Raw genomic sequence first — 14386 nt, forward strand, 5'->3', positions numbered from 1 at the left:
GGCGCGATCTGCCGGATGCATCATGCGTCGAAGCGTTGTAGTGCCACGCTCAACGACTCGCCCATCATGCGCAGGAATAGCGTCCCCATGCCGGGATAGAAGCGATTGGCATCGCTGCTACCGACCGCAATCAGGCCGATACCGGGCAACGGCAGCAACGCGGTGGATTGCACGTCCGCCGCGTGTTCGGCGTACAGCAACGCATGTTTTTCGGCCTGCAGGCGGCCGCAGATCGGCTCGCCGTCTTTCAGGCAATCGCGGAACGGGGCCAGCCGTGCGTCGTCGGCGGCGATGCTCTGCAGCCAGTCTGCTTCAAGGCCTGCGACCGGCTTGAGCAACACCAGCCGTACCAGTTCGCCGTTGAAATCTTCCGCCAGCGAGGCAGCCATCGCCTTGAGCGTGTCGGCCGCGCTGGTCTGGCGCATCAGCGCCAGGGTCAATTGATGCGTCCGCACCGCCAGCCGCTCGTTGTCCTGCGCATTGTGGCCAAGCTCGTGCAGGCGCCGCGACAGCTCGCGGTTCTTGTCGCGCAGCACTTCCAGCTGATACGTGGCCAGCGACGCGGTCGGACCGTCGTCGCGCGGCACCAGCAAGCTCACTGCCAGATCCGGGAACTGCTTGAGGAAGGTGGGGTGACGCCGCAACCACGTCGCCACGTCGTGCGCGCCCAGTTTGTCCACGTTCTCGCTCATCCGTTCCACTCTCCATCGAAGACAAACACGGCCGGGCCGGACATCACCACTTCCTGGTGATCGCCAGCCCAGCGGATGCGCAACTCGCCGCCGGGCAGCGACACCCGTACGTCGCGCTCAACACGACCACGCTGCATCAGCACCACCGCCGCCGCGCACGCACCGCTGCCGCAGGCCAGGGTTTCGCCGACGCCCCGCTCGAATACGCGCAAACGCACGTGTGTGGGGTCGACCACCTGCACGAAGCCGACGTTGACCGAATCGGGGAACGCGGCGTTCTGCTGCAGCAAGGCGCCGACCCGCTCCACCGGCGCCGCATCCACCCGGCCGACTTCCACTACCGCATGCGGGTTGCCCATCGACACCGCGCCAAAGCGCACGGTTTCGCCGTGCACCGGCAGCGCGTATTCCTCGCGTGCGTGTGCAAAGCCGGCCAGCGGGATCTGGGTGGGCTCGAACTGCGGCACGCCCATCGCCACCGCATAGCTGCCGCCGTCCAGACGCTGCACGCGGTGCGCGGTAAACGGGCTGTCGATGACGAACGCATCGCCATGCGCGGCGCCGTCGCGCACCAGCCAGGCCGCCACACAGCGCGCGCCGTTGCCGCATTGGCGCGCGGCCGAGCCGTCGGAGTTCCAGATGCCGTACGCGGCCACCGCCGCGTCGCTACGCGCAGGCGCGATGGTCAGGATCTGGTCGCAGCCAACGCCGAAGTGGCGATCGGCCAGACGTGCCGCCAGCCCGGCGTCCGGCGGCGGCGTACCGTCGCGCAGGTCCAGCACCACGAAATCGTTGCCGGCGCCATGCATTTTGGTGAAGCGCAGACGCCCGCTGTGACCGTCAGCGCTCATTGCCGCTACTAGCGGGCTGGTCGGTGGTGGGCGCGGGCTGCGGATTGGTGTCGACCGGCGCAGGCGCAGGCGAGGACGCATCCGGCGGCGGCAGCGCGGGCTGGGCGTCCACCGGCACCGGCTTCTGCGGCATCACCAGCGGGCCCTTGTTGCCGCAGGCGGCAAGCAGGACAAAGGTCGCACCAACCAGTGCGAGACGAACGAATGGTCGGGACAGAATGCTCATGCTCCGAAGTATAGCCAGAACACCCTGACTGCCGTGCGCTCAGTGCGCGGTCGGCAGCGCGCGCGGCGGCGGCTCGGGACGCAGCCACAGCCAGATTGCCACCACCGCCATGCTGCCGATCGACAGGCATTTGACCCAGAACACCGGCACGCACCACAGCATGATGCCGGCGCAGATGACCATGGTGAGCGTTGCCATCCACTTGGCCTTGCGGCTGACCGCGCGATAGGTCTGCCATTCGACGATGGACGGGCCGAAGCGCGGGTGCGAGAGCAGCCAGTGATGCAGACGCTCGGAGCCGTGCGAGGCGGCCCAGGCGGAAATAAGAATGAAGACGGTCGTCGGCAGACCGGGCACGAAGATCCCGACGATGCCGGTGGCCAGGCTGGCGTAGGCCAGCAACCACCAGGCCCAGCGGAATCGAGTCGGTCGCGTCATGGGTAAATGATACGGCCAGTGGGCGTCGAGGTGGCCTGGGAGTTGGCGGTTACGGGCTCAGCATCCCCGGTTCGAGTGGAGCCAGCCGCTCTTACCAATCCCAAATCCCGAATCCCCAATCCCCAATCCCCAATCCCGGCCGCTCAGCTACTTGACACCAAGCTGATCCAGCACGAATGCATACGATTCGGCGAGTTCGCGGTAGCGGCGGAAGCGGCCGGACTTGCCGCCATGGCCGGCTTCCATGTTGGTGCGGAAGACGACGGGCAGGTTACCGGTGTTGTCGTCGCGCAGTTTGGCCACCCACTTGGCAGGCTCCCAATACTGCACCTGCGAATCCCACAGGCCGGTGCCGACGAACAGCGCCGGATAGGCCTGCTTGGTCACGTTGTCGTACGGGGAGTAGGTCAGCATGTAGTCGTAATAGGCCTTCTGTTCCGGGTTGCCCCACTCGTCGTACTCGTTGGTGGTCAGCGGAATGCTGGCATCGAGCATGGTGGTGACCACGTCGACGAACGGCACCTGCGCGACCATCACGCGGTAGTCCTGCGGGGCCATGTTGGCCACCGCGCCCATCAGCAAGCCGCCGGCGCTGCCGCCGGATGCAGCGACGCGGTCCTTGGCCGCGTATCCCTGCGCAACCAGGCCGCGGGTGACGTCGATGAAGTCGGTGAAGGTGTTCTTCTTGTGCAGCAACTTGCCGTTGTCGTACCACTGGCGGCCCATTTCCTGACCACCGCGGATGTGCGCGATGGCATACACCACGCCGCGATCCAGCAGGCTGATCGCCGGCAGATTGAACGCCGGGTCCATCGACATGCCATAGCTGCCATAGGCGTACTGGAACAATGCCGCGCTGCCATCCTTCTTGAAGCCCTGCTTGTACACCAGCGACACCGGAACCTTGACGCCGTCACGCGCGGTCACCCATACGCGCTCGGTAACGTATTTGCTGGGGTCGTAGCCGATCACCGGCTGCTGCTTGAGCAGCTTGCGCTCGCCGGTTTGCGTATTGAGCTCGTACGTCGCCGCCGGCGTGGTCAGCGAGGTATAGCTGTAACGCAACAAGGCGGTGTCCGGCTCGGAGTTGACCGACAGGCCCATCGAGTACGCAGGCTCATCGGCCTTGACATATTGCGGTTCCCCCGCAAGAGCCCGCCCACCGTGCGGACTGTTGAATTGAAGACGCACGCGCTCCAGGCCACCGGAACGCTCTTCGATGGCGGTGAAGCCATCGAACAACTCGAAATTTTCGATATAGACGCCGTCATCGTGCGCCACCCAGTCGGTCCACTGCTTGCGCGTGGTCGCATCGGTGGGCGCGGTCACCAGCTTGAAGTTCTTGGCGCCATCGGCATTGGTGCGGATCACCCAACGTCCATCGAAATGCTCGGGGTGGTACTCCACATCGCGTTCGCGCTTGGCCAGCAAGGTGAAACGCTCAGGATTGTCGGCCGGCGCATAGCGCGACTCGGACGACACCGTACTTTCCACGCCGATCACGATGTACTTGTCGTCGCGGGTACGGCCGATGCTGATGTAGAAGCTGTCGTCCTTTTCCTCGTACACCAGCACATCATCCTTGGAGGGCGTACCCAGGACATGTTTTTTCACGCGCACGGTCAGCAGCGTTTCCGGGTCGTTTTCGACATAGAACAGGGTCTTGTTGTCGTCGGCCCACACCACGTTGGGCGACACGCCTTCCACGGTATCGGGATAGATCTCGCCGGTGTCCAGATTCTTGAAACGGATCGTGTACTGGCGACGGCCCACCGCATCGTCGGCCCAGGCCAGGGTGCGATTGTCCTGGCTGACCTCGGCATCACCGACGCTGAAGTAGCCCTTGCCCTGCGCCATCTGGTTGACGTCGAGCAGGACCTGTTCCGGCGCGTCCATGCTGCCCTCGCGGCGCGCCTGGATCGGGTAGTCCTTGCCAGCCTCGAAGCGCGTGTAATACCAGTAGCCACGCTCGCGGTACGGCACGCTGGCATCGTCCTGCTTGATACGCCCGACGATCTCGGTGTACAGCGTGTCTTCCAGCGGCTTGAGCGGCGCCATCACCGCATCGGTATAGGCGTTTTCAGCCTTGAGGTAGGTCAGCATCGCCTTGTCCTTACGCTTGTCGTCGCGCAACCAGTAGTAGTCGTCGTTGCGGGTGGCACCGAACGGGGTCTTGACCACATGCGGATGCTTGGCTACGTCCGGCGGCGACGGGAGAGCGGCGAAGGCGGAAGAGACAGAGGTGATCATCAGGCTGGCGATCAAAAAAGAGAGGACAGATTTCATCAGATTGGGGTCCGTTGGATGAACGCAATGCCATCCCAGCAGCGGAGTGTGGAAGGGATGCCGGGGAGCGTCATGTGCCCGAGGTCATGCTGCTCTATCCTCTTCGCCATGGACTCCATACATTCGCACATTCCACGCTATAGCCGCCGCAGCCAGGAGATCGCGCCATTCCATGTGATGGCGCTGCTGGCGCGCGCCAATGCGCTGGAACAGGCCGGCCACGATGTGATCCACCTGGAAATCGGCGAACCGGACTTCACCACCGCCGCGCCGATCGTTGCGGCCGGACAGGCTGCATTGGCCGCCGGGCACACCCGCTACACCGCCGCACGCGGCCTTCCCGCACTGCGCACCGCCATTGCGGAGTTTTATGCGCAGCGTTACGGCTGCGCTGTCGATCCGGAACGGATCCTGGTCACACCCGGCGGTTCCGGCGCGCTCCTGCTGGCCAGCAGCCTGCTGGTCGACCCGGGCAAACACTGGCTGCTCGCCGACCCCGGCTATCCGTGCAACCGCCACTTCCTGCGCCTGGTCGAGGGCGCCGCGCAACTGGTACCGGTGGGCGCAGACACCGACTACCAACTCACGCCAGGCCTGGTCGAGACCTGCTGGAACACCGACAGCGTCGGCGCATTGGTGGCCTCGCCCGCAAATCCCACCGGCAGCGTGCTGTCGCGCGCGCAGCTGGCCGGGTTGTCGCAGGCGCTGCAAGCGCGCGGCGGCCATCTGGTGGTGGACGAGATCTACCACGGCCTGACCTATGGCATGGACGCGCACAGCGTGCTGGAAGTGGACGATGGTGCCTTCGTCCTGAACAGTTTTTCCAAATATTTCGGCATGACCGGCTGGCGCCTGGGCTGGTTGATCGCCCCGCCCGAGGCGGTGCCGGACCTGGAAAAACTCGCCCAGAACCTCTACATCAGCGCGTCCACCATCGCCCAGCACGCCGCACTGGCCTGCTTCACGCCCGCCAGCATCGCCATCTTCGAAGCGCGCCGCGCCGAATTTCAGCAACGCCGCGATTACCTGCTGCCGGCCTTGCGTGCGCTGGGCTTCGATATTGCAGTCGAACCGCAAGGCGCCTTTTATCTGTATGCCGACATCAGCGGGTTTTCAGATGATGCGCAGGCGTTTTGCGCGCACTTTCTGGAGACCGAACATGTCGCCTTCACCCCCGGCATCGACTTCGGCCACCACTGCGCCAATCAGCACGTGCGCATCGCCTATACGCAAAGCCTGCCGCGTCTGGAGCAGGCGGTGGAACGGATTGCGCGTGGGTTGAAGCGGTTGTAGGTCGTTATTGCATCAACAAGGTTCGCCTGCCGGAACGCTTGCCTGGGCGCAGCATCGCTTGCCTGAAAAAGACTGCCTGAAAACAGGCTGCATGCATTAGCTTGGTCGCTGCAATCGTTCGGAGAAATAGAACCGGTCGATAGCGCTTGTTGTGCGCAATACGATCTTCGGCAAGGCCACCGCGTCAACCAACATCGACAGTTCCCTTTGTTTACGACGTTCAACGATTGCAATGTGGCGGAGCATTGCCCAGGTGACCTGATCCTTGGCGCCTTCCAGCGCACCGCTACGGTGAGGTTCGCACCAGCTCCGTCTCAGATAGCGGAGCACACTGGTGATGATGGGCACATCCAACACGATGAGGCCGGTGGCACGCGCCAGACGTTGCGCAAGACAGCCTAGATAGTTGCCATCCATCACCCACTGTTCTTGGGCGATTGCAGCGTGGTGAAGCGCCATGAAATCCTGCCTGGGCCGCGGCGTCCAGGCGGTATTGGGCAAATGCTGCAACTGGTCGAGATGGACAGGCAGGCAGCCGCGCGCCTGCCCGATCGCCTGCGCCATGGTCGATTTACCGCTATTGGAAGGCCCGAGGATGCAGATCCGTGGACCGAGATCATCCAGTTTCATTGCGCCGCTCCAAGCATGTCCAAGGCTCCTCTTGCTGTCTGCACCAGCGCTTGTTGCGGCCACCGACGGATACGCGGCACTGGCATTGCCTGCCAGAAAACCTGCGTGCGATGGTGACATCGCACAGCAGGCTCACCGTGACACGCAGCCAACCAGATCGAAAAACTGCCGGGCCACCTGTTGCCGCTGATCTGCGCCTGCCCGATACCACAGCGCTTCGCGCAAATCCGGTAACAGAAAATGTGCCGGTGCCGGCGTGCCCAGGCGGGGAACCTCGCTCAAGACGCGATAGCCCGCATCGGTGCCGATGTAGCTGATATCGCCCAGCGGGCGCGGCCCGCCGTCGGGATCCGGCGGTTGCCATCCCGGTGCGGTCACATCAGTGGTGGAGGCCAGGTGCTGACTGCCGTCACTGCCACCACTCCATGGCAGAAACCAGGCATTCACCCCGGTCCGCGTGGCATGCACGCGCACTGCCAGCTGCGCCGGCCACTGCGGGCCACTGGCAACCGCATGAAACTCTGCCTGCACGCCGGCATCGTCGCGCAACACATAGCGCGCGTTCTCCACCGCGCAACCGCTGACCGCCAACGCCATCATCACTACCAACATCGATCGCGCTCCGTCACGTCCACGTTCAACATGCGCTTGAACGACACGAGGCCGCTGCGTACTGCCAGCGGCCTCGTGTCGCGCGACGCATCATGCATGCCGCATGTAGCCGGCGCCTCAGTCGGCCAGACGCTCCCACAGGAAGCTGTAGGCCAGCGCCGCCATGTGCGCTGCCTGCGCATTGTTGGCCGCACCGCCGTGGCCGCCCTCGATGTTCTCGTAGTAGGTCACGTCCTTGCCGGCCTCGATCATCTTGGCCGCCATCTTGCGCGCGTGGCCCGGATGCACGCGGTCGTCGCGCGTGGAGGTGAGGAAGATCACCGGTGGGTAGGTCTTCTTCGGATCGAACAGGTGATAAGGTGAGAAGGTCTGGATGAACTTCCAGTCGTCGGTATCCGGGTTGCCGTATTCGGCCATCCACGAGGCGCCAGCCAGCAGATGGCTATAACGCTTCATGTCCAGCAGCGGCACCTGTACCACCACCGCGCCGAACAGCTCCGGATACTGGGTGAGCATGTTGCCGGTCATCAGGCCACCATTGCTGCCGCCCTGTACGCCCAGATGCTTGGTCGAGGTGATCTTGCGCGCGACCAGATCCTTGGCCACTGCGGCCATGTCTTCGTAGGCCTTGTGACGGTTCTGCTTGAGCGCGGCCTGGTGCCAGCGCGGGCCGTATTCGCCGCCGCCACGGATGTTGGCCACCACATAGACGCCGCCTTTTTCCAGCCAGGAGCGACCCAACCCACCGGAGTAGTTCGGCGTCATCGAGATCTCGAAACCGCCGTAGCCGTAAAGCAGCGTCGGCGCGCTGCCATCGAGTTTCAGCGCCTTGGGGCGCACCAGGAAATACGGCACGCGGGTGCCGTCCTTGCTGGTGGCGAAGTGCTGCTCGATGGTGTCCTTGCTGGCATCGAAGAACGCCGGCATGGTCTTGAGCGGCTGCGGCGCGGCGCCCACCTCCACCCACGACAAGGTGGTCGGGGTCAGGTAGTCGGTGACGGTCAGCCACAGCGCGTCGCTGTCGTCGCTATCCACCGCGCTGACATCGACGGTGCCGAAAGCCGGCGCACCGACGAAGGCGCTTTTTTTCCAGCCATCCTGCGAGGGCGTGATCACGCTCAGGCGGTTCTTGACGTCTTCCAGCACGTTCAGCACCAGGTGCGACTTGGTCCACGCCACGCCCGCCAGCGAGCTGTTGTCGGTCGGTTCGAACAGCACCTCAAAGCTGCGCTTGCCGGCCATGAAGTCGTCAAACCGCGTCGCCAGCAGCGAGCCGGCCTTGTAGGTCTTGCCGCCCACGGTCCACGGCTCGCGCAGCTCCAGCGTCAGCCACTGCCGCTTGACCGACTTGCTGGCCGAGTTGGGCAGATCCAGCTTGACCAGCTTGCCGTCGGCGCCCTTGAGATACAGCTCGTCGTTGTAGAAGGCCAGCGTGCGGCTGACGAAATCGCGCTCGTAGCCGGGCGTATCGTCGTGCATCGCGGCGATGTACATGTCGGTCGGCTTGCCTTCGTACACCACCTTGGCCGCGCTCAACGGCGTGCCGCGCGTCCACTGCTTGGCAACGCGCGGATAACCGGAACTGGTCATCGTGCCGGCACCGAAATCGGTGAACACATAGACGGTGTCCTTGTCGATCCAGCCCAGCCCGCCCTTGGATTCTGGACGGAAGAAGCCGTCCTTGACCCACTGCTTGCCGGCCAGATCGAACTCACGGGTGACATCGGCATCGGCACCGCCGCGCGATAGCGCGATCAGGCAACGCTGGTAGTCCGGGCGCAGACAGTCGGCGCCGTGCCAGACCCAGTTCTCGCCTTCGGCCTTGTTGAGCGCATCCAGGTCCAGCACCGTCTCCCACTTGGGCGCCGGCTTGCGGTATTCGTCCAGCGTGGTGCGCCGCCACAGGCCGCGCTCATGCTGCTTGTCCTTCCAGAAGTTGTAGTAGTACTCGCCGATCTTCTGCACGCCGGGAATCTTGGCGTCCGAGTCCAGCACCTCGCGGATGCTGGTTTCCATCTGCTTGAACGCCGGCGTGGTGGCCAGGCGCGCTTCGGTCTTGGCGTTCTGGGCCTTGACCCAGTCAAGCGATTTGGCGCCGGTGACATCTTCCAGCCAGGCGTAGGGATCGTTGGACACGGCGGTTTCCTCTGCAGAGACGGCGCCAGCGGTGATCAGGCCGGCAACCAGGCAGATCGAGGCGAACTTGGACATGACATTTTCCGGGAGAACTAACGCCCGGAACGTAGCACAGCGGCGCGCAGGCTTCCCCCTGCCGAAGGTCAGGTTGCGCGCGCCGGCACACGAGCGGCCACCAACCTCACGCTGTGTGTCGACGACAACGACCGCGCGGTTGGTTGTGCGCTAACGGGTCAGGCGACGACGGAAACGCTACGGTCTCACGGGGCGTGGAGCATCGTCCCACGCGCAGTGCCGATGCCTCACGCATCGGCATCGGCATCGGCGCCAGATTACTGGCCCGCACTACTGGGACAAGCGTTGCCAGAGGAAGCTGTATTGCAGCGCCTCCAGATACGCCTCCTGTGCATTATCGGCTGCACCGCCGTGGCCACCCTCGATATTCTCGTAATACGCCACGTCCTTGCCGGCATCAATCATCTTCGCCGCCAGCTTGCGTGCATGCGCCGGATGCACCCGATCGTCGCGCGTGGAGGTGGTGAACATCACCGGCGGATAGGTCTTGTGCGGATCGAACAAGTGATAGGGCGAGAAGGTCCGGATGAAGGTCCAATCGTCCGTATCCGGATTGCCGTACTCCCCCATCCACGACGCGCCGGCGAATAGATGGCTGTAGCGCCGCATATCCAGCAATGGCGAATCCACCACCACCGCACCGAACAACTGCGGATACTGCATGAGCATATTGCCGGCCATCAAGCCGCCGTTGCTGCCGCCCTGCACGCCCAGATGCCTGGCTGAGGTGATCTTGCGCGCGACCAGATCTTCGGCAACAGCTGCCATGTCCTCGTAGGCCTTGTGGCGGTTCTGCTTGAGCGCGGCATCGTGCCAGCGCGGGCCGTATTCGCCGCCGCCCCGGATATTGGCCACCACGTAGACGCCACCCTTGTCCAACCAGGCTCGGCCCAGGCTGCCGGAGTATTCGGGCGTCAACGAGACTTCGAAGCCGCCGTATCCGTAGATCAGCGTCGGCGCGCTGCCGTCCAGCGCCAACGTCTTGGGACGCACCAGAAAATACGGCACGCGCGTACCGTCCTTGCTGGTCGCGAACTGCTGCTCGATCGTCTGCTTGCTGGCATCGAAGAATGCAGGCGAGGCCTTCAATGGCATCGGTGCGCTGCCGATCTGCGCCAACGACAGCGTCGTGGGCGTGAGGTAGTCGGTCGCAAACAGCCACACCGCATCGCTGTCGTCCTCGTCCACTGCCCTCACCTGGACGCTGCCGAATGCCGGTGCGCCGACGAAGGCACTCCTGGTCCAGCCGCGCGGCGATGGAGTCACCACGCTCAGGCGGCTTTTGACGTCGTCCAGCACATTCATGACCAGATGCGAACGGGTCCAGATGACACTGTCCAACGATGTGGTGTCGGTGGGCTCGAACAGCACGTCGAACCGACGCTTGCCGACCATGAAGTCGTCGAAGCGCGTGGCCAGCAGCGAACCGGCCTTGTAGGTCTTGCCGGCGACCGTCCACGGATCGCGCAATTGCAGCGTCAGCCACTCCCGCTTGACGCGTTTGATGGACGAGTCCGGGGCATCGATCTTGGCCAGCGTGCCGTCCTGCTTGCGCAGATACATCTCGCTGCTGTGGAGCTGCAGCGCGCGATACACGAAATCACGCTCGAACCCCGGCGTATCGTCGTGCACCGCCGAGATATCGACATCGCCCGGCACACCCTCGTAGACGGTCGTGGCCGCGCGCAACGGGGTACCGCGTTTCCACTGTTTGACGATACGTGGATAGCCGGAGCCGGTCAGCGAACCGGGGCCGAAATCGGTAGACACATACACCGTGTCCTGGTCGATCCAGCTCAGCTCACCCTTGGCCTCCGGTCGGAAAAAACCGTCCTTGACCCACTGCTTGGCGACCATGTCGAACTCGCGGGTCACGTGCGCATCGGCGCCCCCGCGCGACAGCGAGATCAGACAGCGCCGATAGTCGGGCCGCAGGCAGTCGGCGCCATGCCAGACCCAGTTCTCGCCCTCGGCCTTGTTGAGCGCATCCAGATCCAGCACGACTTCCCAGTTCGGCGAAGCCTTGCGGTACTCGTCCAACGTGGTGCGCCGCCAGATCCCGCGCTCGTGCTGCCTGTCCTGCCAGAAGTTGTAGTAATACTCGCCGTCCTTACGCACGAACGGAATCTGCGCGTCGGAGTCCAGCACTTCACGGATGCTGGATTCCATTTGTTTGAAGCCCGGGCTCGCGGCCAGCCGGGCTTCGGTCCGGGCATTCTGCGTCCTGACCCAGGCCAGGGCCTTGGCACCGGTGACGTCTTCCAGCCAGAGATAGATGTCGCGGGAACTTGTACGGTCTTTTGCACAGACGCCGCCAGCAACGATCAGGCTGGTGACCAGGCATACCGAGACAAACTTGGACATGGGCGCTTCCGGGAGCGAATTAACGGACCCAACCGTAGCACGCCCCCAACGCACGCTTGCCGTGCGCTGATCAGGCGGCGCGTAGCCGTGTCGCTGCACGCGAAACGACGCGCCGGCGCCGTGCTTGCGGTCCGCGACGCCTGGGTGCAACACGGCGCATGCCACGCTCTGCGAAGCCGGGCAAAGCAAACCGATGCAGGCTCCACCAGGCCAGCATCGGCATCCCGACCAGCCACAGCGGCAGCCAGCCGATCCATTCGCTGTGGCCGCGCGCAGCCGGCCAGACCAGCACCAGGGCCAGCCCGGCCAGGGCGATCTGCCGCACCGGGCGCAGTACACGCGGATCGGGGGTTTCGGAACGACGGGAAAGGCGATGCGACATGGCGGCACTCCGTGGCAGAAGGAAAGATCGGAACAGGTCGCCAGCATTGCCGGTGTCCATCTCACCGACTGCGACCTGTCCGCCAACGCGGCCGATCATGTGCGCGGCAGGGTCCATCCTGATCCCAACGACGGCCCGGCCGTCGCCGGCGCGCCCTGGCGGGCCTGAATTCGGACGACTTCCTGCCGCGCAGGGCGCAGTTGCCGCCGCCAGACACGACCATTGACGCGAACTTGCCCCCTGCATGCGGTAGTGTGCTGCTCCAACTGCCCCTTTGTGATGTTGCGATGCGCCTGACCGTTACGATCGCCCTCGCTTTTCTATTCGTCCTCGGCCTGCCCGTGGCACATGCCAAGGACAGGCCCGCCAACGAACCGGCGATCGATCTGTCCAAGATCATGGGCACCTGGTACGTGATCGCACGCATGCCCAATGCGGTCGAACGCGGCCATGTCACCAGCCGCGACGAATACACCCTGGTCGAAGACGGCAAGATCGCCGTGCGCTATCTGTACCGCGACGGCTTCGGCGAGCCGGAAAAAGAGGTCAACGCGCGCGCATCGGTGGATGCGGAAAGCGGCAATCGCAATTGGCGGGTATGGTTCTACAAGGTGATCCCGGCCAAGCAACGCATTCTGGAAATCGCGCCCGACGGGTCGTGGATGCTGATTTCCTACCCAGGCCGCGACCTGGCCTGGATCTTCGCGCGCAAGCCGGACATGAGCCGCGATCAGTACCGCCTGCTGGTCGACAAGATGCGCGATGAGTATTCCATCTACACCGACAAGCTCAAGCGCGTGCCGCAACTCCCCGAGCAGGTGGACCGCCTGGGGTTTGAAGTCCCCAACAAGCGCTAAGACCGGTCGGCAGCATCGCAGGTCCGCCGCCGCTCAGGGTCCAGGGTGCGGTCACGCCGGTCACAGCGGCACGCACGTAAGGACGCATCCTGCACCGCGTGGACCGAAGGGCGCGCCTGTGGGTCCGACCCTGCAGGGTGCTGGTCACGCAGCGTGCTCACAGCGCTGCGGCTGATCGCATTGCGTCGTCAGCCGCAGGCAGTCGCCAACAACATGCCCGCCACGCATTCACCGCCGTGGCCACCGCGACCCGGAAATCTCCTGACCGCCACTGGCTCACGCAGCACGCCGCGCTCAGTCGTAATTGCTCAGCGCCAGCGACAGCAGCGCCTTGGCCTGCTCGCGTAGCGACACCGGCTCGACGATTTCCGCATCCGAGCCGTAATGCAGCACGTCCATCAGCAGTTCGCGCGAGTTGCTGTACGGCACTTTGAGTTCGTAACGGCCATCGGCCAGAAAGCGTCCCTGCTGCTTAGAATGCCAATGCTCGTCGGCGACCCAGCGCGCGGCCTTGGCACTGAACACGATCGTGGCCCAGCCCTTGGGCGCGCCGGAAAAAATGCCGTAGCTGGCCGCCAGTTGTTCGTCCAGCTCACTGTCTGGCACATCGCGCGGGACCGCTTCGAGCAGGCGCGCGTGGTTGATGCGATCCACCGCAAAGCTGCGCACGCCATCGCGGCCGTGGTCCCAGGCGTCCAGGTACCAGTTGTCGCGGTAGTGGGTGATGCGCTGCGGCGAAACGGTGCGCTTGGTCGATTCGTCGGTGGAACGGGCGCGGTAGTCGAAGCTCAATTGCTTGCGCTCCAGCACACCCGAGGCAACGGTGCGGAAGCTGGCTTCGTCCAGCTTGCGGCCGCGATGCGGAATCACCCGCACCCGGTCCACCGGCCATTGCGACACGCCGGCCTGGGCCGCCAGCAGCCCTTCGATGCGTTGCTGCAGCGGCGCCAGCATCGAGGACAACACCCCGCCGCCGGTACGCGAGAGCAATTGCTGCGAGGCCAGCAGCGCATGCAGTTCCTCCGAGCTGAGCCACAGGCCGGGCAGCTCGAAGCGGTCGCTCTCGCCGGAGAGATAGCGGAACCCCGATTCGCCATCGCCTTCCACCGGCGCCATCAGCGCATCGCGCAGAAACGCCAGATCGCGATACACGGTTGCGCGGGAACAGCTCAGCTCATCCTGCAGCCGCGCCACCGTGACCGGGTAGCGTGCCGACTTGAGCAAGCGATGCAGGGTGTTGATGCGTTCGTAACGGTCCATGCGTCGATTATGTCCGAGTCTTTGCGCGCTGGGGTGAGCGTGACCGGATGGCGGCAGTGCCGGGGCGGCCTGGCGGCCCAGGATGGGTCGATCCTGGCGGTCGCATGGCGACAGTGCGCGACGGACGAGATGGCCTGCGAGCGGCCTGAATACGCCGATCGCGCGGATTCGGTGGTCGGCGCCCGAACCGCCAATGAAGCCGCGTGTTCACCCGACCATGACGTCGCCGCTCAGTCCGTTATCATGAAATCGCTTCCACCCCCTTGCCCTGCCCTCCAAAGCGA

The 14386-nt window shown here is 64.4% G+C and carries 12 protein-coding genes and 1 pseudogene; 2 read left to right on the plus strand and 11 right to left on the minus strand.

Annotation, left to right across the window (positions count from 1 at the left end):
- Positions 1 to 20 precede the first annotated feature (20 nt).
- The 5 genes from GGR62_RS17430 to GGR62_RS17450 form a co-directional block, all read right to left on the minus strand.
- Positions 21 to 692, minus strand: a complete 672-nt coding sequence (locus GGR62_RS17430) for a DUF484 family protein (RefSeq protein ID WP_184409104.1) — start codon at positions 690 to 692, stop codon at positions 21 to 23.
- A complete protein-coding gene (dapF, locus tag GGR62_RS17435) occupies positions 689 to 1543 on the minus strand; it encodes a diaminopimelate epimerase (protein ID WP_184409105.1) in 855 nt (284 codons plus the stop codon). The genes GGR62_RS17430 and dapF overlap by 4 nt, the downstream gene beginning before the upstream one ends.
- Positions 1533 to 1769: a lipoprotein gene (locus GGR62_RS17440; protein WP_184409106.1), complete on the minus strand. Its 237-nt coding sequence runs from the start codon at positions 1767 to 1769 to the stop codon at positions 1533 to 1535. The genes dapF and GGR62_RS17440 overlap by 11 nt, the downstream gene beginning before the upstream one ends.
- Before the next feature lie 39 nt (positions 1770 to 1808).
- Positions 1809 to 2207 (minus strand): YbaN family protein, encoded by a 399-nt coding sequence (locus tag GGR62_RS17445; protein WP_184409107.1) that lies wholly within the window; start codon positions 2205 to 2207, stop codon positions 1809 to 1811.
- Between the two features lie 147 nt (positions 2208 to 2354).
- Positions 2355 to 4493, minus strand: coding sequence for a S9 family peptidase (locus tag GGR62_RS17450; RefSeq protein WP_184409108.1), 2139 nt, complete (start codon positions 4491 to 4493; stop codon positions 2355 to 2357).
- Positions 4494 to 4601: 108 nt separating this feature from the next.
- Here GGR62_RS17450 and GGR62_RS17455 point away from each other — a divergent pair, with 108 nt between their 5' ends.
- Positions 4602 to 5786 (plus strand): pyridoxal phosphate-dependent aminotransferase, encoded by a 1185-nt coding sequence (locus tag GGR62_RS17455; RefSeq protein ID WP_184409109.1) that lies wholly within the window; start codon positions 4602 to 4604, stop codon positions 5784 to 5786.
- Positions 5787 to 6074: 288 nt separating this feature from the next.
- Here the strand turns inward: GGR62_RS17455 and GGR62_RS20975 are convergent.
- The 5 genes and pseudogenes from GGR62_RS20975 to GGR62_RS17480 form a co-directional block, all read right to left on the minus strand.
- A pseudogene (locus tag GGR62_RS20975) lies at positions 6075 to 6350 on the minus strand (AAA family ATPase); the annotation flags it as partial.
- A 198-nt stretch (positions 6351 to 6548) separates the two neighbouring features.
- Positions 6549 to 7028 carry a hypothetical protein gene (locus tag GGR62_RS17465; RefSeq protein WP_260306262.1) on the minus strand — a complete coding sequence of 160 codons (480 nt, stop codon included), beginning with the start codon at positions 7026 to 7028 and terminating at the stop codon, positions 6549 to 6551.
- Between the two features lie 117 nt (positions 7029 to 7145).
- Positions 7146 to 9239 (minus strand): prolyl oligopeptidase family serine peptidase, encoded by a 2094-nt coding sequence (locus tag GGR62_RS17470; RefSeq protein WP_184409111.1) that lies wholly within the window; start codon positions 9237 to 9239, stop codon positions 7146 to 7148.
- A gap of 270 nt (positions 9240 to 9509) precedes the next feature.
- Positions 9510 to 11603 (minus strand): prolyl oligopeptidase family serine peptidase, encoded by a 2094-nt coding sequence (locus GGR62_RS17475; protein WP_184409112.1) that lies wholly within the window; start codon positions 11601 to 11603, stop codon positions 9510 to 9512.
- A gap of 70 nt (positions 11604 to 11673) precedes the next feature.
- Positions 11674 to 11985 carry a hypothetical protein gene (locus tag GGR62_RS17480; RefSeq protein ID WP_184409113.1) on the minus strand — a complete coding sequence of 104 codons (312 nt, stop codon included), beginning with the start codon at positions 11983 to 11985 and terminating at the stop codon, positions 11674 to 11676.
- Positions 11986 to 12272: 287 nt separating this feature from the next.
- Between GGR62_RS17480 and GGR62_RS17485 the strand changes: the two genes are divergently transcribed.
- The gene (locus GGR62_RS17485; protein ID WP_184409114.1) at positions 12273 to 12842 is read left to right on the plus strand and encodes a lipocalin family protein; all 570 of its coding nucleotides are present in this window, start codon (positions 12273 to 12275) and stop codon (positions 12840 to 12842) included.
- Positions 12843 to 13136: 294 nt separating this feature from the next.
- Here the strand turns inward: GGR62_RS17485 and GGR62_RS17490 are convergent, their stop codons facing one another.
- Entirely contained in the window at positions 13137 to 14102 is a 966-nt protein-coding gene (locus GGR62_RS17490; protein WP_184409115.1) for a YafY family protein, read from the minus strand.
- Positions 14103 to 14386: the final 284 nt, after the last annotated feature.

Source organism: Xanthomonas sp. 3075 (genome assembly GCF_014197275.1).
Classification (GTDB): domain Bacteria; phylum Pseudomonadota; class Gammaproteobacteria; order Xanthomonadales; family Xanthomonadaceae; genus Xanthomonas; species Xanthomonas campestris_B.